The organism is Stakelama flava (assembly GCF_019351405.1).
Classification (GTDB): Bacteria; Pseudomonadota; Alphaproteobacteria; order Sphingomonadales; family Sphingomonadaceae; genus Sphingomonas; species Sphingomonas flava_A.
Genome location: NZ_JAHWZX010000004.1, coordinates 67236 through 87668, shown reverse-complemented (window position 1 = coordinate 87668; position 20433 = coordinate 67236). Strand labels below are relative to the sequence as shown.

The window sequence follows — 20433 nt, the reverse complement described above, 5'->3', positions numbered from 1 at the left end:
TCATTACGACACCGCTATTGCGCTATGCCGCGCGCGATACAAGGGCCTGCGCGATTCCGCGCTCTTCCCCGCTTCCAAACACGCGGCCGACCAGCGCGGCACGCGTGATCGGCTTTTCGATGATATGGTCGGCTCCTGCCTCGACAAGCCGGCTGTGGACCGCTTCGTCAGGCGCCTTCCACATCACCGCGACCGGGGTGCCGATGCCATGCGCCGTCCGGGCGATTTCGCCGACGATCTCAAATGCTTGTCCCTCGTCATGCGTGAGCGTGCCTTCGTCCAGCAACACCAGCGAAACCGCGCCGTCGGCCAGAACCGCGCACGCTTCCTGCGAATCGCTGGCGAAGTTCAACGTTCCGGCATGCTCGCCAAGCGTGCGCTTCCATACCCCGCGCGCGATCGGATTGCGTTCCAGCACCAGTAGTTCGGGGCCCTCTTTTTTTTCACGGTTATCGTTCCGTGGCGGTGCCACCCTTTCCAGCGGCAGCGTGACGATGAATTTCGATCCCGTATCAAGGTCGCTCTCGACCGTGATGGTGCCATCAAGCGCCATGGCGAGGTTGCGGCAGATCGAAAGGCCAAGACCCGTCCCGCCGAATTTGCGGGTGGTGCCGCCATCGACCTGTTTGAACGAGTCGAAAATTTCTTCGAGCTGGTCGGCTGGAATGCCGATCCCGGTGTCGGTCACCGTGATGCGGAGCTGCTCGGCTTCACCTGCGCCCATAGCATCAACGATGATCCCGATGCCGCCACGTTCGGTAAATTTCAGGGCATTGGCGAGCAGGTTGAAGATGATCTGCCGGATACGGCCAGCATCGCTCTCGATCCATTGCGGCGCACGGTCGATATCCAGCGTGAAATCCAGACCGCGGCTGTGCGCCTGATCGCGCCATACCGCCGCAACCTCGCGAAGCGTCGCTTGCAGGTCCATCGCGCGGCGCTCGATGGTCAGATCGCCCGTTTCCATCTTCGCTACGTCGAGAATGTCGTCGACCAGCGCGCGCATGGTGACCCCCGCCCCATGGATCACGCCAATGCGCTCACGGGTGCCGTTCTGCACTGCGGCGTCGGCAAGCATGACCTGTGTCATGCCGAGAATTCCGTTCAGCGGCGTCCTGATTTCATGGCTGGTGGTGGCCAGGAATTCGGTCTTCGCGGCCAGCGCTTTTTCAAGCGCTATGTTGCTCGCATTCAACTTGCTGTTCGTTTCGCGTTCGCGGTTGCGGCTGCGCCTGATCGTGAACAGGCTGAACGACAGCACCGCGATCAGGACCAGCGTCGCCCCGCCGATACTTGCGAACAAGGTCCGCTGAAACCGCGAGCGCGATCGTTCGAACGCAACATTGCGCCGCAGTTCGTCCGCCTTCAGCTTGGCGATTTTCAGTTCCTGATTCTGAAAATCGAACCGCGCGGCGGCAAGCGCGGCATTGGTGGAACTCGCCACCTTCGTTGCCTCGTCATTAAGGCGCTTCGCGGCGGCCAGATGCTTCAACGCCTTGTCGCTGTCCCCCACCGCGTCATACACCTGATAGGCAACGTAATGGGCGTAGTAGAAATCACCGGAATCAGCATCTTCATAAAGTTTATCTATAATATTTACAGCAGATTTGTAACGACTCTGCATAAAATATGCTCTGGCCTGAGTAGCCATCAATTGCGGCAGTATCAATGAAACTTTAGATTTTTCTGCTTCTGAAAATGCTTTTTTAAGATAGGTTTGAGCGCTAGATACGTCACCACTTTCAAGACGAACTCTCGCTATGTTTCCTAAAATACGAGCTTGGAGAGGAGTATTACTAAGATTTTTTGCGTTAATAAGCGCTAACTCGTACTCCTTTTCTGATTGTTTGTATTTTTCCAGTTGTAGAAATACGCTAGCTAAATTATTATGAAGAGAAAGTTCTAATAAATCATCTGAACTGTAAATCTCTTTTGCTTGTTTATAATATTTTTCAGCTTGACTATTATCATTTGCAGATGAATATAAAAACGCTATGTTTTGTAATGCTACCGACTGCCCTCTAGTATCATTATTTTTCCGGAATATATCAAAAGCTTGATGAAGATCTATTAAAGCTCTTGCAGGCGAACCCTTTGAGGATTCAATAGAAGATTTAGTTAGAAGCAAATCTCCCTTTACTTTTAAATCTCCAAAATTTTTTATTATATTCATTGCCTCATAAACTAGCTTATCAGCGACATTAACTCGGCCTAAACGCATCTCGGCCTCAGCCTTTACTGCCAAGGTGTTTGTTCGAGCAATAATTTCTTCTTTGTCTGACGGATATTTTTTAAGTTCTTTGTATAATTTATCTGCCTCCTTGGATGCTTTTTCAGGATTAGCCATCATTAGTTCGTGTAGGTTTTGGATGCGAATCCGAATGTGCGCTGGCCTTGGACCCGCAAAAGCTTGATTAAATAATGCCAAACAAAACACGCTAAAAATGGCGAAAAAATAGAGCTTCGATGCTATTTTACGACGTGCAAGCGAACTTCTTCTTGCCGGGCATCTTTTTAAATCAAGCACGTTTCCAGAACGCTTCATTACGTTGGATGCCGGGCATTGACGGCATAGACATTGCGCGATGCCCCTCTTTTTCGACGAAGGTCAGAAAAGCGTCGAAATTAAGCGGACGACTGATCAGATAACCCTGAACTAGATCGCATCCCATTACGCTGAGCAACGCGAGCGCTGCGGGGGATTCGACACCTTCCGCCGTCACTTCCATTTCCATGGCATGCGCAAGGTCGATGGTGGATCGCACGATCAGGGGGTCGCGATTGCTGCTGGTCAGCTGGGTGATGAACATCTTGTCGATCTTCAGTTCCGATGCAGGCAGTTGCTTCAGATAGGCGAGCGAGGAAAGCCCCGCGCCATAATCGTCGATCGCAACTGGAATACCGATGTCCGCAAATTGCTGAAGATGCCGCAACGCAACGGCAGGATCGCGAATAACTGCCGTTTCGGTAATCTCAAATCCGATCTTGGCCTTGCTGCCCTTCAACAGCCGACACGCTTCGACAACAAAATCGGCATCCGCCAACAACACGCCGGATATGTTGATGAAAATCGGGATATCATGCCCCGTTGCAGCAAGCCTGCGCTGGTCGGCGATCACCTGCTTTATGCCCCATAAGGACAATGCGGCGATACTGCCGGCCTCTTCCGCAGCGGCAATGAAATCGCCGGGCATGATAAGCCCGCGCGAGGGATGCTGCCAGCGAACCAGCGCTTCGGCACTCGCGATGTCCTGTCGCCGCAAATGGATTTTCGGCTGATATTGCATGAAAAGCTCGCCAGCGGCGATTGCTCGCGGGAGTTCGCGCACCAATGCCGGTCGATGGAATTTAAGCTCCTCGCGCGACAGATCGAACAAAACGGTCTGACGATCCTTGCGTGCCTGGTCGAGCGCGGCTTCCGCCGCTTCAGAAAGGCGAACTTCGTCATCGTCGAACGACGGGGCGAGCGCAGCGCCGATCGTCATATTGACCATGTAACGCTCCCGCCCGATCGACACGGGAACGTCGCGGAGTTTTTCCATGGCGCGAAGTATGTCGCCGGCGACATCAGGACGCTCGCACGTAAAGGAAACCTCAACCAGCTGGCGGCCCACCGTTTCGACCTGCGCGTCCGGAACTTCCGCATGAAGCAGGTTGCTTACCTTGTCTGCCAGTTCGGCCGCTCCCTCCCGTCCCAAATGGCGCCGAAGCGACGCAAAATTTTCGATTTCGATAAGCGCAAGCCCGCGCCAGAAGGGGATCAGGGGTCGATCATCATCATTTTCCGATTCGGACACATTACCAGGCGTATCGAATTTCAGGGTCAGCGGCATGTCCGCATGGCGTTTATACTCACATTGCCGGACTATGCCATTCGTGCAGGCACCGCCGAGGATAATTCGCGGCGAGAGCGCAAGCCGACGGTTCGGCATGGGATGTCCACGTAGCTCAACCATTCTTCATTCGGCGTAAGCCCTACCCCTGAAAAAAATATTAAGGTCCGGCAGCATTTTGACCTCCGCTCTGGCCAAACCCCGCCGCAGTCCGGTTGAAACTTCGTTAATTTCTTGTTAACTATATTTGTGCGCGCCTGATGCGCGTATGGGAGAAGTCTATGTTTTCGATTCTTTTCAAAGATGGTCTGGGCGGCGATATCATCCGTCCGTACTAAGACTCGATCTGGCCGGATGGTCGATCCAGTATGGATTGCCCGTCCGGCTCATCTCATACCAAGGGTATATCGTCGCGCTTTTTAGAACGCGACAGCGGTGGGGCGCTGGACGGCGCTTTTTTAAACGGGCAATACACCTCTTTCCGGACAATCGCCTGATACCAGGCGGCTTGCAGTCGAACGGGAGGTTACGTGGCCGCTATTCTGCTTGAAACCCATCGCGTGGCGAAGCCGTGGGGGCGGCATGCGCTCTGGCCGGGATTTGAAAACCCCGACCCGCAGGACGATCCGATAGGGGAAGTCTGGTTTCAGACGCCCAAAGGTTTTCCCGACGAACTGCTCGTCAAATATCTTTTTACCAGCGAAAAATTGTCGGTTCAGGTGCATCCCGACGATTCGGATGCGCGGCGCGCAGGCTATCCGCGCGGGAAGGATGAGGCGTGGCTGGTGCTGGCTGCCGAACCCGATTCGACTATCGCGCTCGGTACGAACGAACCGCTTGATGCCGAACAGCTTCGCACCGCTGCGCTGGACGGGTCCATCGAACACCTTCTCGACTGGAAACCGGTAAAGCCGGGTGATTATTTCTATTCGCAAGCAGGCACGGTGCATGCGATCGGCGCGGGGATTACGCTGATCGAGGTGCAGCAGAATGTCGACCTCACCTATCGCCTGTACGATTATGGCCGTCCGCGCGAACTTCACCTTGAGGAGGGCGTAGCGGTATCGCGAGCGCAACCCTTCGTACCGCTCGCTGTTCCGCCATCCCCCGCTCCGGATCGCACGCTACTCGCCAAGGGGCCGAAATTCGTGCTTGAACGCTGGCGGCAATGCGAACGCACGATCACCTTGCCGGACGGAGAGGCCGCCTGGCTGGTGCCGGTCAGCGGATCGGGCACCGCCGATTCCGTCGAATGGACTGCCGGCCAATGCGTAGCGGTAACCGGTAGCGCCGCAGTCAATGTCGGCTCGGATGGCGATCTGCTGGTCGCCTATTGCGGCGAGACGCTGGCCGATATTTCCTGATCGCGAAAAAGTGGCGGCCGTTCGCGATGGCCGCCACCCTATCCGATCAAAATTCAAGAACGATCTTCCCGAAATGCTCGCCTGATTTCTCGTGGCGGAATGCATCGGCGATCTGATCCAGCGCGAAACTGCGATCGATCACGGGGCGCAATGCCATCGCTTCAAGACCACGAACCATCTCCTGCTGATGGCGGCGGTTGCCAACGGTAATGCCCTGAAGCCTTGCCTGCTTCGACATGAACTGGGCGGTAGGCACATCGCCTCCGCGACCGGTCAGTACGCCGATCAGGGCAATGTGCCCGCCAATCCGCACCGCCTCGATCGATTGCGGCAGGGTTCCCGGCCCCCCGACCTCAACGATATGATCGACACCCTGCCCATCGGTCAGGTCGCGGACCTTCTTCCCCCAGTCGGGTGTCCGTTTGTAGTTGATGACATGCGCAGCACCCATTGCGGTCAGACGTTCCAGCTTGGCGTCGGAAGACGATGTCGCGATCACGCGTGCGCCCATTGCTTGCGCCATCTGAACCGCGAAGATCGAAACCCCGCCGGTTCCAAGCGTCAACACCGTATCGCCCGCTTTGATACCGCCATCAACAACCAGCGCGCGCCATGCCGTCAGCCCTGCCGTTGTCAGCGTCGCCGCTTCGGCATGACTCCATGCCCTCGGCGCGCGGGTAAAGCCACTCGCAGGACAAACCGCCACTTCACGGGCATACCCGTCGACACCGTCACCAGGCGTCGTGGAAAAACCGGCGGTCACCGGCCCGCCGGCCTCCCATTTCGGAAAGAAGGTGGACACGACATGATCGCCGGGAACGAACGAATCCACATCCTCGCCTACCGCTTCGACCACGCCGGCACCATCCGCCATCGGAATGCGCCCGGGCTTTGCCGGTATCGCGCCAGTGACCACCGCGTAATCATGATAGTTCAGCGAACTTGCGTGGATACGCACCCGGATGTCCCCCGGCCCAGGCTGGCCCGGATCGGGAATATCGACGATTTGAAGCGTGTCGAGGTTTGCCGGACTGCCGATACGAACTGCTTTCATGAAACTGTCTCCGAATGGGAAGGATCGCTCGCTCAACCGCGCATCCCCGTCCGGCGTTCCCGCTATTCGACAGTGACGCTTTTGGCGAGATTGCGCGGCTGATCGACATCGGTGCCTTTCGCAACCGCGACATGATAGGCGAGAAGCTGAACCGGAACGGCATAGACCAGCGGCGCGATCAACGGATGGACCCTCGGCATCTCGATCGTCGCGACTGCGTCTTCGCCCGCCGATGCAATTCCGTCGGCATCCGAAATTAGCACCACCTGCGCGCCACGCGCCTGCGCTTCTTTCATGTTGCTGACCGTTTTATCGAAAAGCGGCCCCGACGGCGCCAGCACGATTAGCGGCACATTATCGTCGATCAACGCGATCGGCCCGTGCTTCATTTCGCCGCTGGCATAGCCTTCGGCGTGAATATAGCTGATTTCCTTGAGCTTCAGCGCGCCTTCCAGCGCAAGCGGATAATCTGGGCCGCGCCCCAGATACAGAACGTCGCGCGCCGCGGCGACGGTATGCGCCATCGCCTCGATCTCCGCATCATGCGCCAGCGCCTCGTTCAGCGCCGCGGGCGCTTCGATCAGGTGACGAACGATCTCCGCCTCGTCAGCGGCGGAAAGTCTGCCCTTCGCGCGGGCGAGGTTCACCGCCAGTGCTGCCATCACCGACAATTGGCAGGTGAACGCCTTGGTCGAAGCAACGCCGATTTCGGGGCCGGCATGCGTGGGAAGCAGCAGATCGACCTCGCGCGCCATGCTGCTGGTCGGTACGTTGATGATCCCCGCCGTTGTGACGTTCGCCTGCTTCATATGGCGAAGCGCGGCGAGCGTGTCGGCCGTCTCGCCCGACTGCGAAACCACGATGCCCAGCGTGCCGGGGAGCAGGACCGGGTCGCGATAGCGAAACTCCGACGCGACATCGACTTCGACGGGCAGCCGCGCAAACTGCTCGATCCAGTATTTGCCGATCATCCCGACATAGCTGGCCGTGCCGCATGCGATGATTGCCACGCGCTCGATCCCGGCAAGGTCAAACGCCATGTCGGGCAGCGCGACCTGCTCCTCAAGCGGGCGGAGATAGGATTTCAGCGTCTGGGCGACGACCATCGGCTGTTCGTAAATCTCCTTTTGCATGAAATGGCGGTGATTGCCCTTGTCGACCAGTGCCGCCGAAGCGCCGGAATGCACGATCGGCCGTTCGACCGGCGCATTGTCACGATCATATATCTGAACGCTATCGCGCTCGACCACTGCCCAGTCGCCTTCGTCCAGATATGCGATCCGCTGGGTAAGCGAAGCAAGCGCATGCGCGTCCGAACCGAGGAAATTCTCGCCCTCCCCATAGCCGACGGTCAGCGGCGCGCCCTGCCGGGCGCCGATGATCAGGTCCGGATAGCGGGGGAACAGCATCGCGATGGCGAAGGCACCGTGCAGCCGGGGAAGCACCGCCGCCACCGCCTCACGCGGATGCTTCCCCGCCTCGATCGCTTCGCTGACCAGATGCGCGACGACCTCGCTATCGGTTTCGCTGGTGAGCGTCCGGCCCCGCGCCTCCAGTTCCTGGCGCAACGGGCGGAAATTCTCGATAATGCCGTTATGGACGATCGCGACCTCATCCGTTGCGTGCGGATGGGCGTTTCCGGTGGTGGGCGCGCCATGCGTCGCCCAGCGAGTATGCGCGATGCCCACGGTGCCCGGAAGCGGTTCTTCCCTCAGTCGCTCGGCAAGGTTTGCCAGCTTGCCTTTGGCACGACGGCGATCGATCCTGCCATCGACGATCGTGGCGATCCCGGCGGAATCATAGCCGCGATATTCCAGTCGCTTCAGCCCTTCGAACAGGCGGTCCGAAACCGGATCGGTGCCGATGATTCCGACAATTCCACACATGGACGCACAATACTCCAATAATGTTGCGATAGCGTGCCTAGGCGATGAGAGGTCCCGCGCAAATAGTCGGCGCGATTGTCCGTCGCTGCCTAACCGCCCTTCCTGGCCTTCATGAGCGCGCGGAATTTTGCGGCCCATCCTGGCTTTGCTTCCTGCTTGCCGCGCGCAAGTGCAAGCGAATCATCAGCGACGTCACGGGTTACGACCGATCCCGCCGCGACGATCGCGCCAGCGCCGATGACGACCGGCGCAACCAGCGCGCTGTTCGATCCGACGAACGCGCCCTCGCCGATAACGGTGCGATATTTGAAGAACCCGTCATAGTTGCAGGTAATCGTCCCCGCCCCGATATTCGCGCCTGCGCCCACCTGCGCATCGCCCAGATACGTCAGGTGGTTCGCCTTCGCCCCCTTGCCGAGCACCGCTTTCTTCATCTCAACGAAATTGCCTACCTTCGCCTCCGTTTCCATGACCGCGCCGGGGCGAAGCCGTGCGAACGGCCCTACAGTCGCGCCTTCGCCAACCTGCGCCCCTTCGACATGGCTGAAAGCATGAATGACGGCGCGGTCCGCGACGATCGCACCGGGACCGAATACCACATCAGGTTCGATAACGACATCACGTCCAAGCTGCGTATCATAGGCGAACCAGACGGTTTCGGGGGCGATCAGCGTGGCTCCTTCCGACATCGCGCGCGCCCGGCGGCGCTGCTGCCAGTCCTGTTCGACCTGCGCCAGTTCCGCGCGCGAATTGACGCCCGCGACTTCGCTCGCATCGGTTTCGATCACGGCGGAGCCGCGCCCTTCGCTCGCCGCCAGCATGACGATATCGGGCAGATAATATTCGCCCGCGGCATTGTCGTTGCCGATCCGGCCAAGCAGCGCGAACAGGTCGCGCGAGCGCACTGCCATCAGCCCTGAATTGCACAGCGTTTCGGCACGCTCGCTTTCGCTCGCATCCTTATATTCGACCATTTTTGCGATGCGGTCGCTGCCCGCTTCGACGATCACCCGGCCATAAGCGCCCGGATCGGCGGGGCGGAAGCCGAGCACAACCGCCGCAGGCGAATCCGGTTGATGCAGCCGCTCGCTTAGCCGCGACATGGTCTGCGCCGTCACCAGCGGCACGTCGCCGTAAAGGACAAGGACGTCACCATCGAAATCGCCCAGCGCCTCGTGTGCCTGCGCGACGGCATGACCGGTGCCGAGCTGCTCCGCCTGATGCGCGATTTCCACGCCGCTTCCCGCTACGGCATCTTCCACCTGATCACGCCCCGCGCCGACCACGACCACCGTCTTTTCAGGGTTCAGCGACGAAACCGAATCGATCAGATGCAACAGCATCGCGCGGCCCGCAATCGGGTGGAGCACCTTGTGCAGGTCGGACTTCATTCGGGTGCCTTTGCCCGCCGCAAGGATGATCGCCGCGATTTTCGAATTCGTCACAAGTCCAGTTCCCGCTCGCATCCAACCGGTGGAGTGCTGTTTTTCCTTAACCAAGCGCGTGCGGTGCTGCGACAGGCGCGCAACCGGCGATCGCTTCCATCGCACCCGCCCTGCCATGTGAGCCTTGCCTTTTCCATAGGCGAGCGGGCATGTCCGCCCGTCATGAGCGATTTTCCCTTCGACATTGTCGGTTTCGACCTCGACGGCACGCTGCTCGACACCAGCGGCGATCTTGCGGCGGCGGTCAATCACGCGCTGGTGCTCGCGGGACGCGAACCGCTGTCGGTACAAGACATCCGGTCAAAGATCGGTGGCGGTGCGAAAAACATGCTTCGCCTCGCGCTGGACGAAACGGGCGGATGCGACGAGGCGGAATTCCGCCGTTTGCACAAGGAACTGCTTGGCTTTTACGAAGCGCACATCGCGGATCATTCGGTTGTCTTTGACGGATTGCCCGACGCCATCGCTTCGCTGCACGAACGCGGCGTGAAAACCGCGATCGTGACCAACAAGTTCGAATCGCTCGCCGAAAAACTGATGCGCGAAATCGGCCTGCGCGATTCCTTTGCGTGCCTGATCGGCGGCGACACGATGGGAAAGAGCTTTGCCAAGCCGCACCGTGCGCCCATCGACGAAATGATCCGCCGTTGCGGGGGCGGTCGCACCGCGTTCGTCGGCGACTCAATCTACGATATTCAGGCGGCACAAAATGCAGGCGTTCCGGCAATCGCGGTCAGTTTCGGATTCGTGACCGGCCCGGTCGAGGAACTGGGCGCCGATGCGGTAATCGATTCCTACGCCGACTTGCTTCCGACGCTCGAACGGCTGGATCAACCCACCGGGTGATAGCCCTTTCGCCATTTGGTCCATAGATGGCGCGCGAGCATTGCCGGCGGCATTCGCAACCAGTGGCCACGCAGATAAAATACATGCTCGATCCATTTGGGGCGGACCCTGCCCCATCCGTCGCGCGCGAGAAGCCGCCGTTTGAAAAGTGCGTCGGCGGGGTCGCGAACGCGCCAGTCGATCGGGATATCGGTGCCGTACAGATCGTGCGACAGCCGCACTGCGCGCATGACGTGGTGATGCAATCCGTGGAGCCGCGCCCGTGCTTCCAATCCGTCAGTGCCCAACTCTTCCAGCAGGCAGTGAATATCCCACAGGTTGCGCACCCCGCCCAGCATCTCGCCATCGGCGAACAGATGCGCCGCGGCATGGCATAGCAGGTCATTGGGCTGCGGCACGCGAAGCCCGTTTTGAAGCGCTTCGCTATCCGCGATAATCGCATCGGCGTCCGGGGTGATCCGCGCGGTCAGCGGCAGGATCGTGTGGTGAACATCGATCATCCGGTCGCGATCGCGATGGATCAGCGGCGGCAGTTCGTGCATCCATTGGCGATAATAGGCATCGTCATACGGATCGGGCTTTACCCATTCCCACCCGGCGGCAAGCAGTGCATCCTGCACGCTGTCGAGCGCGCCGCGCGGCACCAGAATATCAAGGTCACCGATCGACCGCCCCACCCCGGCTTTCAGCCCGGCGGCAACGAAGGCAGTTCCTTTCAGCAGCAAAACAGGCACGCCCAGCGGCGCAAGCGCGCGCCGTGCCGCTTCGGCTTCCCACAGCGCCAGCGTTCGCCCCACCTCGGCCAAGGCACGCGCGTCGTCCAGAATGCGCTTCGCGGCAACCGGCAACGAAAGCCCGTCCAACCGGCAGGCGAGCGTGCCGATAATCTGCTCCGCGCGCGCCGCCGCGATCAGCGCGTTCCATTGTGCCGCGTCATAGCGTTCGCAGCGTGCCGGTTCGCGCAGCGTTTCGACGACCAGCCGCGCGCTCATGCCGTCGCGCTCCACAAATCTTCGACCAGCCGAAGCGCGCTTTCGGTGTCGGGATAGTCGATCGCGCGCGCGGGCACCTCGCGCACCAGACGGGTAAGCGTATCGAACCCCGCTTGGCCCAGTCCGACGAAATTGGTCGATGCCTGGGTCAGCCGGACAAAGGCCTCGGCTTCGTCCACCGCACGTTCGGCAGGCGCATGGCCGAAGGTCGGAAAAAGGATCAGCGCGGGCCGTGCTGGCGTTTCCATCGCGGCGATAGCTTGCGCGTCGGGGACCAGATGGCGGATATTACCCTTTGGCGTCGCCTTCATCAGCGGGCCGAATCGTCCTTGCGGAAGCGTGCTTCGCATCAAGCCGATGGCCGCGTTTTTCAGGCTGATCAGGCGGGGAAAGCCGTAAACCAGCCCGCTCATCGGATCGATCAGCGCGAATTCGTCGCCCATCAACCGCCACCCGCGCGCCATCAGCAGCGCCGCGAGCGTCGATTTGCCCGCCCCCGACACGCCGGACATCAACAACGCTTTCCCGTCGCGTACCACGGCAGAGGCATGGAGCAACAAATAGCGCCGCTGCCCAAGCGCCATTTGCAGGTTCATCCCCATCTCCGCCGCCAACAGCCCCATTTCGAGCGGAAGCGGCGCTGCGTCGGGAATAATGTAATCGCCGCCGATCATCACTGAGGGCCGAATGAAACGCCGCCAGAACCGTGCGGCGAACAGCCGGACGTTGAAATCAGCGATACCATCATCGGGCGCGGGATAATCGCGATACAGGTCTTTGAGCGCCGCGATGGGCACGCGCCAATCCGATCCGATGCGAAAGCCGACCGGACCGATTTTCAGCGATACGCTATGTCTCATGCGACGCGGACAAGCCCCGCCGCTTCAAGTTCGGCCAGCCGCGCGGCAAGCGAAGCGGGATCGGCATCCGCGACCTCATAGCGATCTTGGAGAAAGGTAAGGAGTGCGTTGGCATCCATCGCGGTTTCCTGCAACGCGTCGAGTATCTCCGGCACCGGCGACCCGACCAGATGCGTCCGCGCCGAGGGTCGGTGGAACAGCGCGGTTATCCCGCCCAGGCGGACGGATTTGATCCGCCGGGCCGGCTCCGCCAGGTATTGCGGCCCGGCCATGCGAATCAGCCGCGCGGCATTTGCAGCGATGCGAAACAGGTAAAGCCGCTCGTCCCGCGCTGAAGCCGCCGGATATATTGCATATAGGCCTGATTGCTTTCGTAATCGGTGCCGGGAAGCTGACCGCCGTGCATGGCGCGCTTCACATCCTCGCCCTTGAACGGGGCGGCGGGCGGCGCAAACGCGCCAGGCGTTCCGGCCGGAACCAGCGAGCCATCGGCCGCGATATAGCTTCCCGCGCGCGCCGGATCGGGCACCGGAATTTCGCACGTCGAAACCGACGCCGCAGTCTGCGCAAGTGCAGGGCGGATCGACACTACCGCACTGGCACCGACCGCACCCAGCATTAGCGCGCGACGGCGACTGACCTCGCCGGGTTCGGAAGAAGGTTCGTCGGTCATTTGCCCACCATCCTGCCATGCGGCTGGTTTCGCAACGGTTAAACGTCGTTAAGCGCATCGAACCCGCTACCATTTCTCACGCAAAATGCCTTATTGCGGCACAATGGAAGGCGTTTTCGGACATCGCACACTCTATGCGCTGTTGCTCGCCGTTATAAGCGTGTCTGCCGGCCTTGCGCTCGGTGCGGATATCAACGCCGTGCTGATCGCGCTCGTCGGTTCGGTCGCCGCGGTATTGATCGCCGCTTCCGAAAGCGACGAACCGGTATCCCCCGAAGCCGCACTGCCAAGGCCCGCCCCCGGCGATAGCGATGTCGCCGCCGCCGACATTCTGGAGGCGGCCGTGGAGCCGGTGCTGATCGTAACCGACAACCGCGTCGTTCGCGCCAACCAAGCCGCCCATGCGCTGCTCGGTCGTCACATCGTCGGGGAGGATGTCCGGCTTGCCATCCGTCACCCGGCAGCCGCTGAACGGCTGATCCGCGATCACGGCGAAGACGATACCGCGCCGATCCATCTGGTCGGGCTGGGCACCCGCGACCAACGTTGGGAAATGCGCGTGCGGCGCGTCGGCAGGAGCGTGCGCATCGTGCATCTGACCGATCGCACCGGCAGCTATGCCGCCGAACGGATGCGGGTCGATTTTGTCGCCAATGCAAGCCACGAACTGCGAACGCCGCTCGCCTCGATCATCGGCTTTATCGAAACGCTGAGTGAGGAAGCGGGCGAAGACCCGGCGGTTCGCGCGCGTTTCCTGACGGTGATGTTCAACGAAGCGGTGCGGATGCAGCGTCTGGTCGACGACCTGATGAGCCTGTCGCGAATCGAGGCGGAAAAATATCGCGAACCCGATGCCGAGGTCGATCTTGCCGCGCTCACCCGCGAAGTATGCGCCGAGATCGGCGCGGCGCAACAAGATCGCGCGAGTCACCTGAAACTCGACATCGCCGATATTCGCCCTGTGAAGGGCGACCGCGCGCAGCTTTCGCAACTGTTGCACAACATTATCGGCAACGCGTTGAAATACGGACATTCGGACACGCCCGTCACCATCCGCCTCACCCCCAGCGGCACCCGCATGGCGGAACTTCGCGTGACCGATCAGGGCGAAGGCATCGCGCCCGATCAGCTTCCCCGCCTGACCGAGCGATTTTATCGCATCGATTCGGGACGAAGCCGCGCGATGGGCGGCACCGGCCTTGGCCTTTCCATCGTCAAACATATCGTCGAGCGGCATCGCGGACGGCTGGATATCGCCAGCACGCCGGGCAAGGGCACCACCGTCACCGTGCACCTGCCTTTGCAGCCCGTGTCATCATAAGATCACACCACTGTCATCGTATCGTAACCCGATTGGAACATTGGCGACCTGACAACACGCTATCGGACATGCGGATCGCCGCTGGCCACCGGCGTGCGGATATCGGGTAGCAGGAAGGGAAAGCAAATGTTCGGCAGGTTAACCGTCATCGCCGCGGCGGCGATCGCAGTCACCGGCTGCAGCCAGGATTCGTCGCGCGATTATATGAAGATCGTCGGCTCATCGACCGTCTACCCCTTCTCCACCGCGGTTGCCGAAGCGATGGTGAATGCCAATCCGTCGCTCAAGACGCCGGTGATCGAATCGACCGGCACCGGCGGCGGAATGAAGCTGTTCTGCAACGGCGTGGGCGTTCAGCATCCCGATATCGAGGATGCTTCACGCCGGATGACACCCGGCGAATTTCAGACCTGTACCCAGAACGGCGTCGACGGAATCATGGAAATCCAGGTCGGCATGGACGGCGTTGCCTTTGCCGAATCGAAAAAGGGCCCGAAGCTCGAACTGACCCGCGCCGACATCTACCGCGCGCTTGCCGCCAATCCGATGGGCAAGCAGCAAACGGCGAAATTCTGGAACGACGTTAATCCCAAACTTCCGCATACGCCGATTCAGGTTTTCGGCCCACCCTCTACCAGCGGCACGCGCGATGCGCTGGCCGAACTGATCCTCGCCAAAGGCTGCAAGGAAGTCGATCCGCAGGCGGCGAAGCTGGAAGAAAGCGACAAGGACGCGTTCAAGGATCGGTGCCAGCGCATCCGCGAAGACGGTGCCTATGTCGACAAGGGTGAAAACGACAATATCATCGTCCAGAACCTGACCGTCAGCCCCAATGCGATCGGGATATTCGGCTACAGCTATCTTGAGGAAAATCGCGACCGGCTGAACGGCGTGCCGGTCAACGGCGTCGAACCGACCTATGCCAATATCGCCGATCGGTCCTATCCGGGCGCGCGCCCGCTGTTCATCTATGTCAAGAAACAGCATCTGAACGCGGTTCCCGGCATGAAGCAGTTCCTGCACGAATATACCCAGATGTGGGACCCGGACGGGCCACTGGTCGCCAAGGGGATGATCGCCGCCCCGGCCGATATTCGTCAGCAAAGTGAGCGCATTATCGATCAGGGCACCACGATCACCGCCGAAACGCTTGCTGATGATGAGTTGCATTGATCGGCATGGTTCTGAAAAATGACGGGCGCGCCATCGCCGGCGCGCCTGCAAATCGCAACGAAATGACGGTCGCAGCGTGAATTCCTTCGCCCTTCTCTTCCTCGTTCTCGGCCTCGGCCTGATCGGCTGGCTGACGGCGCGGGCGCGCGCCGGGCGCCTGATCCGCGTTTCGGCGACACGCAGCCATTCGCGCCCCGGCCAGCACGCGACCTATGTCGCGCTGTGGACCGCGCTGCCCGCCTTGCTGTTTCTCACCGCATGGTCGGCGATCTCGCCCTCGCTGGTGCGCGAGGCCGTGCTGGAAACGCCCGCAGCAAGCACGCTGCCGCAATTCGGGTTTCAGCGCGATTCGATCCTGGGCGAAGCGCGCAGGCTGGCGAACAACCCCGATGCGGGCGCATTCAATGAAGAGGCGCGCGTGCTCGCCCCCGCTTATGGCAAAGCGCAAACGCGCTATAGCTGGATCGGCACTGCGCTGACTGTCCTTCTGGCCTTTGCCGGTTTCGCCTATGCCTATTCGCGGGTCAGCCCGGTGTTTCGCGCGCGAACCCGGGTCGAACGCACGGTCATGCTGGTGTTGCTGATAGCATCGCTGATCGCGATCCTGACGACGCTGGGCATTTTCGTTTCGCTGCTGATCGAATCGGCGCGGTTCTTCTCGGTCGTGCCGATCACCGATTTCCTGTTCGGCACGCATTGGAGCCCGCAGGTCATCAGTTCGACCGATCCGGGCAAATCGCTTGGCGCGGTTCCACTGTTCTGGGGCACATTCTTCATCGGCGCGGTGATCGCGATGATCGTAGCCATCCCCTTCGGGCTGATGAGCGCCATCTACCTCACCCAATATGCCGCGCCGCGCGTGCGCAAATGGATGAAACCGATTCTTGAGATTCTCGCCGGCGTGCCGACGGTCGTCTATGGCTATTTCGCCGCGTTGACCGTAGCGCCCGCGATCCGCGATTTCGCCGTCATGCTTGGCTTTGAATATGCCAGCAGCGAAAGCGCGCTTGCCGCCGGGCTGGTGATGGGGGTGATGATCATCCCCTTCGTATCCTCGATGGCGGACGATTCGATCGCGGCGGTGCCGACATCGATGCGCGACGGATCGCTGGCCATGGGCGCGACGACGTCGGAAACCATCCGGCGTGTGCTGCTGCCCGCCTCGCTTCCCGGCGTGGTGGCGGGCATTCTGCTCGCCGTCAGCCGCGCGATCGGGGAAACGATGATCGTGGTGATGGCGGCCTCCGGCGCGGCGACGATCACGCTCAACCCGTTCGAAAGCGCCACTACGGTCACCAAGCAGATCGTCGACCTGCTGACCGGCGAAGCGGAATTCGACAGCCCGAAAACGCTTGCCGCATTCGCGCTGGGGCTGACGCTGTTCGTCATCACTTTCCTGCTCAACATCGTCGCGCTGCGCGTCGTGAAGAAATATCGCGAGGCCTATGAATAACCCGCCCGCCCCCGACGCAGGCGCGCCGCGCCGCCCCACCGACTGGCGCGGCACGGCGATGCAGCGGCGCATACGACGTCGCTATGCCGCAGAACGGCGATTCCGCCTGATCGGGCTGGGCGCGGTCGTGCTGTCGGCCGGTTTTCTCGCCTTTTTGCTGATTACTATGCTGTCGAACGGCATTGCCGGCTTTACGCGCACCGAAGTTACGCTGCCGATCGATTTTCGGGCGGCACAACTCGACGTTACACCACAGCAGCTTGAAAGCCGGGGTGCCGATCTGGCGCTGGCGGGTGCGGGTTTGGAAGAACTGGTCGAACGCTCGGCGACAGCCGCCTTTGGTGCGCACGGTCCCGATGTGATTTCGCCGCATGCCTGGACCGGTGTTCGCGATGCACTGAAGGATGATCCATCGTTGCTGAACCGAAAGGCAGCGATCTCCGTGCCGGTGTCACAGGACCTGAAAAGCGCGCTCGACGGGGCGGGAAAGCCCGAAATGCAGGCGATCGCGGCAAAGCTGAAGCAGCACGATATGATCGGCTCCTCGTTCGATTTCGGCTTCCTGATGTCCGCCGATTCGACTGATCCGACCGATGTCGGCATCTGGGGCGCGGTGAAGGGATCGCTGTTCACCATGCTGGTGACGCTGGCCATCGCCTTCCCCATCGGCGTGCTTTCGGCAGTATATCTTGAAGAATATGCCCGTAAAAACCGCTGGACCGACCTGATCGAGGTATCGATCAACAATCTGGCGGCCGTGCCCTCGATCATCTTCGGGCTGCTTGGCCTTGCCGTGTTCCTCAGCTTCATGAACCTGCCGCGATCAGCCTCGCTGGTCGGCGGGCTGACGCTGGCGCTGATGATCATGCCGGTCATCGTTATCGCCAGCCGCAACGCGATCAAGGCGGTGCCGCCCTCGATCCGCGACGCGGCGCTGGGCGTCGGCGCAAGCAAGGTACAGGTGATCTTTCACCACGTCCTGCCGCTCGCCCTGCCCGGCATCCTTACCGGCACGATCATCGGCATGGCGCGCGCGCTGGGCGAAACGGCGCCGCTGCTGATGATCGGAATGCGTGCCTTTATCGCCCAGCCGCCGGAAGGACTGACCGACCCAGCCACGGTGCTGCCCGTGCAGATTTTCCTGTGGTCGGATCAGATCAGCCGCGGCTTTGTCGAACGAACCTCAGCCGCGATCATCGTGCTGTTGCTGTTCCTGCTCGCGATGAACGCCCTCGCCATCTATCTCCGCAACCGTTTCGAGACCCGCTGGTAATGACCGATACCCAAGCCCCCGCCGTTCGCACCGACAATACCGAGCGTGCGACGCCGAAGCGCGAAACGCATATCAAGATGGCCGCGCGCGACGTGAACGTCTTCTATGGCACCAGTCACGCGATCCGGGACGTGTCGATCGATGTCGATATGGAAAATGTAACCGCCTTTATCGGCCCGTCGGGCTGCGGCAAGTCCACCTTCCTTCGTACGCTGAACCGGATGAACGACACGATCCCGATCGCACGGGTGACGGGCGACATCACGCTGGATGGCGAAGACATTTATTCGCCGGACATGGACGTGGTTCAGCTTCGCGCGCGGGTCGGCATGGTGTTTCAAAAGCCCAACCCCTTTCCCAAATCGATCTATGAAAATGTCGCCTATGGTCCGCGCATCCATGGCCTTGCGCCCGCGAAGCGCGATCTGGACGGCATCGTGGAAAGCGCCCTAAAACGGGCGGGGCTTTGGGAAGAGGTGAAGGACCGGCTCGACGACAGCGGCACCGCGCTTTCGGGCGGTCAGCAGCAGCGGCTGTGTATCGCGCGCGCGATCGCCGTCGATCCCGAAGTCATCCTGATGGATGAACCATGCTCGGCGCTCGATCCTATCGCAACGGCGAAGATCGAGGAGCTGATCCACGCGCTTCGCGGTAAATATGCGATCGTGATCGTCACGCATAATATGCAGCAGGCAGCGCGCGTATCGCAAAAGACGGCGTTCTTCCACCTCGGCCATTTGGTCGAATATGGCGAAACGTCGGAAATTTTCACCAATCCGCGCGAAGAGCGCACCAAGGACTATATCACCGGCCGATACGGCTGATCCGGATGGAAACTGCGATGAACGAGCATACGGTAAAGGCATTCGACGAGGATATCGGCGAACTTCGCGGCCTGATCGCGCAGATGGGCGGGCTGGCCGAATCCGCGATCGAGGCATCAATGGTGGCGTTGAAACGCCATGATCTGGAAGCGGCCGCGCGGATCATCGACGGCGACAAGGAAATCGACCGGCTGGAAACGGAGGTCGAAAGGCTTGCCGTCCGCCTGATCGCACTGCGCGCGCCGATGGCCGACGATCTGCGCGAAGTGGTCGCGGCGCTGAAGATTGCCGGCGTGGTCGAACGGATCGGCGATTATGCCAAGAATATCGCGCGGCGCGTGCCCGCCATTCGCGGCGACGGGCATATCGAACCGCTTTCGCTGCTCCCCGCCATGGCGCACATGGCGACCGACATGGTGCGCGACGTGCTCGACGCGTTCGCCGCGCGCGATCCCGAAGCGGCGCAGCGCGTGTGCGAGCGTGACCGCGCGGTCGACGATTTCTATAATTCGATCTTCCGCACGCTCGTCACCTTCATGATGGAAAACCCGACGAGCATCAGCCAGTCGGCGCACCTGTTGTTCATCGCCAAGAATCTGGAACGCGTCGGCGACCATGCGACCAATGTCGCCGAAATGGTCTATTACGCCGCCACCGGCGATCATCTGGGGGATCGCGATCAGGGCGATCCGGTGCCACTGAACGGGGATGCAGGATGAACCGTGCCGACATGCTGCTGGTCGAGGATGACGCCGCGCTGGCGGAACTTCTGACCTATCATTTCCGGCGGGAAGATTTCGCGATTCGCCACACCGTCGATGGTGAAGAGGCGTTGCTGCTCGCACGCGAAATGACCCCCGACATCGTGTTGCTCGACTGGATGGTCGAGGGGCTGTCGGGGATTGAGGTGTGCCGCAGGCTGCGCCGGATGCCCGAAACCGCGAATGTTCCGATCATCATGCTGACCGCGCGAGGCGAGGAGGAGGATCGGGTTCGAGGCCTTGAAACCGGCGCGGACGATTATGTCACCAAACCTTTTTCCCCGCGCGAATTGATCGCCCGTGTGAACGCGGTGCTCCGCCGCGTGCGGCCCGCGCTTGCGGGCGAACAACTCACCTATGCCGATGTCGAAATGGATACGGTGGGGCACAAGGTGCGGCGCGGCGGCGAAGTGGTGCCGCTCGGCCCCACCGAATTCCGCCTGCTCAAACATTTTCTGGAACATCCTGGCTGGGTATTTTCGCGCGAACGGCTGCTCGACGCGGTCTGGGGGCATGATTCGGATATCGAATCGCGCACCGTGGACGTGCATATCCGGCGGCTGCGCAAGGCGATCAACGAAGGCGGAAAGCCCGATATCATCCGCACCGTCCGCTCGGCGGGCTATGCCCTCGATTCCGGCACATAACGCGACAGGCAAAGAATAACGGATAGAT

19 protein-coding genes are annotated in these 20433 nt (G+C 60.7%); 10 read left to right on the top strand and 9 right to left on the bottom strand.

What is annotated here, in order from left to right; all coding sequences use genetic code 11:
• Nucleotides 1–22 precede the first annotated feature (22 nt).
• The gene (locus KY084_RS05730; RefSeq protein WP_219237490.1) at nucleotides 23–2545 is read right to left on the bottom strand and encodes an ATP-binding protein; all 2523 of its coding nucleotides are present in this window, start codon (nucleotides 2543–2545) and stop codon (nucleotides 23–25) included.
• On the bottom strand, nucleotides 2520–3287 hold the full coding sequence (locus KY084_RS16315) for an EAL domain-containing protein (RefSeq protein ID WP_246586918.1): 768 nt from the start codon (nucleotides 3285–3287) through the stop codon (nucleotides 2520–2522). Before KY084_RS16315 ends, KY084_RS05730 begins: the two co-directional genes overlap by 26 nt.
• Between KY084_RS16315 and KY084_RS16310 the strand changes: the two genes are divergently transcribed.
• Nucleotides 3213–3947: a hypothetical protein gene (locus KY084_RS16310; protein WP_246586960.1), complete on the top strand. Its 735-nt coding sequence runs from the start codon at nucleotides 3213–3215 to the stop codon at nucleotides 3945–3947. The genes KY084_RS16315 and KY084_RS16310 overlap by 75 nt on opposite strands.
• A gap of 416 nt (nucleotides 3948–4363) precedes the next feature.
• Entirely contained in the window at nucleotides 4364–5197 is an 834-nt protein-coding gene (locus KY084_RS05720; RefSeq protein WP_219237488.1) for a class I mannose-6-phosphate isomerase, read from the top strand.
• A gap of 46 nt (nucleotides 5198–5243) precedes the next feature.
• On the opposite strand, the gene KY084_RS05715 is transcribed toward KY084_RS05720, so the two are convergent.
• The 3 genes from KY084_RS05715 to glmU form a co-directional block, all read right to left on the bottom strand.
• Nucleotides 5244–6251, bottom strand: a complete 1008-nt coding sequence (locus KY084_RS05715) for a zinc-dependent alcohol dehydrogenase family protein (protein ID WP_219237487.1) — start codon at nucleotides 6249–6251, stop codon at nucleotides 5244–5246.
• A gap of 62 nt (nucleotides 6252–6313) precedes the next feature.
• The gene (gene glmS, locus KY084_RS05710) at nucleotides 6314–8137 is read right to left on the bottom strand and encodes a glutamine--fructose-6-phosphate transaminase (isomerizing) (protein ID WP_219237486.1); all 1824 of its coding nucleotides are present in this window, start codon (nucleotides 8135–8137) and stop codon (nucleotides 6314–6316) included.
• 89 nt (nucleotides 8138–8226) lie between these two features.
• Nucleotides 8227–9603 carry a bifunctional UDP-N-acetylglucosamine diphosphorylase/glucosamine-1-phosphate N-acetyltransferase GlmU gene (glmU, locus tag KY084_RS05705; RefSeq protein ID WP_219237485.1) on the bottom strand — a complete coding sequence of 459 codons (1377 nt, stop codon included), beginning with the start codon at nucleotides 9601–9603 and terminating at the stop codon, nucleotides 8227–8229.
• Between the two features lie 141 nt (nucleotides 9604–9744).
• On the opposite strand from glmU, the gene KY084_RS05700 reads away from it, so the two are divergent.
• Nucleotides 9745–10428 (top strand): HAD-IA family hydrolase, encoded by a 684-nt coding sequence (locus KY084_RS05700; RefSeq protein WP_219237484.1) that lies wholly within the window; start codon nucleotides 9745–9747, stop codon nucleotides 10426–10428.
• On the opposite strand, the gene KY084_RS05695 is transcribed toward KY084_RS05700, so the two are convergent.
• Genes KY084_RS05695 through KY084_RS05680 form a run of 4 tightly spaced genes read right to left on the bottom strand, consistent with a single transcriptional unit; the run spans nucleotide 10413 to nucleotide 12953 of the window.
• Nucleotides 10413–11420, bottom strand: a complete 1008-nt coding sequence (locus KY084_RS05695; RefSeq protein ID WP_219237483.1) for a nucleotidyltransferase domain-containing protein — start codon at nucleotides 11418–11420, stop codon at nucleotides 10413–10415. The two genes, KY084_RS05700 and KY084_RS05695, sit on opposite strands and share 16 nt — an antisense overlap.
• Nucleotides 11417–12280, bottom strand: coding sequence for an HprK-related kinase A (locus KY084_RS05690; protein WP_219237482.1), 864 nt, complete (start codon nucleotides 12278–12280; stop codon nucleotides 11417–11419). Before KY084_RS05690 ends, KY084_RS05695 begins: the two co-directional genes overlap by 4 nt.
• The gene (locus tag KY084_RS05685) at nucleotides 12277–12552 is read right to left on the bottom strand and encodes an HPr-rel-A system PqqD family peptide chaperone (protein WP_219237481.1); all 276 of its coding nucleotides are present in this window, start codon (nucleotides 12550–12552) and stop codon (nucleotides 12277–12279) included. The genes KY084_RS05690 and KY084_RS05685 overlap by 4 nt, the downstream gene beginning before the upstream one ends.
• A gap of 5 nt (nucleotides 12553–12557) precedes the next feature.
• Entirely contained in the window at nucleotides 12558–12953 is a 396-nt protein-coding gene (locus tag KY084_RS05680) for a hypothetical protein (RefSeq protein WP_219237480.1), read from the bottom strand.
• Between the two features lie 103 nt (nucleotides 12954–13056).
• Between KY084_RS05680 and KY084_RS05675 the strand changes: the two genes are divergently transcribed.
• The 7 genes from KY084_RS05675 (at nucleotide 13057) to phoB (ending at nucleotide 20405) form a co-directional block, all read left to right on the top strand.
• Nucleotides 13057–14274, top strand: a complete 1218-nt coding sequence (locus tag KY084_RS05675) for a sensor histidine kinase (RefSeq protein ID WP_219237479.1) — start codon at nucleotides 13057–13059, stop codon at nucleotides 14272–14274.
• 126 nt (nucleotides 14275–14400) lie between these two features.
• Nucleotides 14401–15447, top strand: a complete 1047-nt coding sequence (locus tag KY084_RS05670) for a substrate-binding domain-containing protein (protein WP_219237478.1) — start codon at nucleotides 14401–14403, stop codon at nucleotides 15445–15447.
• A 76-nt stretch (nucleotides 15448–15523) separates the two neighbouring features.
• Complete coding sequence (gene pstC / locus KY084_RS05665; RefSeq protein WP_219237477.1) at nucleotides 15524–16900, top strand: phosphate ABC transporter permease subunit PstC; 1377 nt, start codon at nucleotides 15524–15526, stop codon at nucleotides 16898–16900.
• Nucleotides 16893–18173 carry a phosphate ABC transporter permease PstA gene (gene pstA, locus KY084_RS05660; RefSeq protein WP_425516719.1) on the top strand — a complete coding sequence of 427 codons (1281 nt, stop codon included), beginning with the start codon at nucleotides 16893–16895 and terminating at the stop codon, nucleotides 18171–18173. The genes pstC and pstA overlap by 8 nt, the downstream gene beginning before the upstream one ends.
• A 77-nt stretch (nucleotides 18174–18250) precedes the next feature.
• The gene (gene pstB, locus KY084_RS05655) at nucleotides 18251–18997 is read left to right on the top strand and encodes a phosphate ABC transporter ATP-binding protein PstB (RefSeq protein ID WP_246586938.1); all 747 of its coding nucleotides are present in this window, start codon (nucleotides 18251–18253) and stop codon (nucleotides 18995–18997) included.
• A 17-nt stretch (nucleotides 18998–19014) separates the two neighbouring features.
• Nucleotides 19015–19716, top strand: coding sequence for a phosphate signaling complex protein PhoU (phoU, locus tag KY084_RS05650; RefSeq protein WP_219237475.1), 702 nt, complete (start codon nucleotides 19015–19017; stop codon nucleotides 19714–19716).
• On the top strand, nucleotides 19713–20405 hold the full coding sequence (phoB, locus tag KY084_RS05645; protein ID WP_219237474.1) for a phosphate regulon transcriptional regulator PhoB: 693 nt from the start codon (nucleotides 19713–19715) through the stop codon (nucleotides 20403–20405). The genes phoU and phoB overlap by 4 nt, the downstream gene beginning before the upstream one ends.
• The last annotated feature ends 28 nt before the right edge of the window (nucleotides 20406–20433 follow it).

What these genes read in the sequence shown, in the direction of transcription:
- KY084_RS05730 (WP_219237490.1), bottom strand. Translation starts at nt 2,545, where the DNA reads ATGAAGCGTTCTGGAAACGTGCTTGATTTAAAAAGATGCCCGGCAAGA.
- KY084_RS16310 (WP_246586960.1), top strand. Translation starts at nt 3,213, where the DNA reads ATGCTGCCAGCGAACCAGCGCTTCGGCACTCGCGATGTCCTGTCGCCG.
- KY084_RS16315 (WP_246586918.1), bottom strand. Translation starts at nt 3,287, where the DNA reads ATGCAATATCAGCCGAAAATCCATTTGCGGCGACAGGACATCGCGAGT.
- KY084_RS05715 (WP_219237487.1), bottom strand. Translation starts at nt 6,251, where the DNA reads ATGAAAGCAGTTCGTATCGGCAGTCCGGCAAACCTCGACACGCTTCAA.
- glmS (WP_219237486.1), bottom strand. Translation starts at nt 8,137, where the DNA reads ATGTGTGGAATTGTCGGAATCATCGGCACCGATCCGGTTTCGGACCGC.
- glmU (WP_219237485.1), bottom strand. Translation starts at nt 9,603, where the DNA reads ATGCGAGCGGGAACTGGACTTGTGACGAATTCGAAAATCGCGGCGATC.
- KY084_RS05700 (WP_219237484.1), top strand. Translation starts at nt 9,745, where the DNA reads ATGAGCGATTTTCCCTTCGACATTGTCGGTTTCGACCTCGACGGCACG.
- KY084_RS05695 (WP_219237483.1), bottom strand. Translation starts at nt 11,420, where the DNA reads ATGAGCGCGCGGCTGGTCGTCGAAACGCTGCGCGAACCGGCACGCTGC.
- KY084_RS05690 (WP_219237482.1), bottom strand. Translation starts at nt 12,280, where the DNA reads ATGAGACATAGCGTATCGCTGAAAATCGGTCCGGTCGGCTTTCGCATC.
- KY084_RS05685 (WP_219237481.1), bottom strand. Translation starts at nt 12,552, where the DNA reads ATGGCCGGGCCGCAATACCTGGCGGAGCCGGCCCGGCGGATCAAATCC.
- KY084_RS05680 (WP_219237480.1), bottom strand. Translation starts at nt 12,953, where the DNA reads ATGACCGACGAACCTTCTTCCGAACCCGGCGAGGTCAGTCGCCGTCGC.
- KY084_RS05675 (WP_219237479.1), top strand. Translation starts at nt 13,057, where the DNA reads ATGGAAGGCGTTTTCGGACATCGCACACTCTATGCGCTGTTGCTCGCC.
- KY084_RS05670 (WP_219237478.1), top strand. Translation starts at nt 14,401, where the DNA reads ATGTTCGGCAGGTTAACCGTCATCGCCGCGGCGGCGATCGCAGTCACC.
- pstA (WP_425516719.1), top strand. Translation starts at nt 16,893, where the DNA reads ATGAATAACCCGCCCGCCCCCGACGCAGGCGCGCCGCGCCGCCCCACC.
- pstB (WP_246586938.1), top strand. Translation starts at nt 18,251, where the DNA reads ATGGCCGCGCGCGACGTGAACGTCTTCTATGGCACCAGTCACGCGATC.
- phoU (WP_219237475.1), top strand. Translation starts at nt 19,015, where the DNA reads ATGAACGAGCATACGGTAAAGGCATTCGACGAGGATATCGGCGAACTT.
- phoB (WP_219237474.1), top strand. Translation starts at nt 19,713, where the DNA reads ATGAACCGTGCCGACATGCTGCTGGTCGAGGATGACGCCGCGCTGGCG.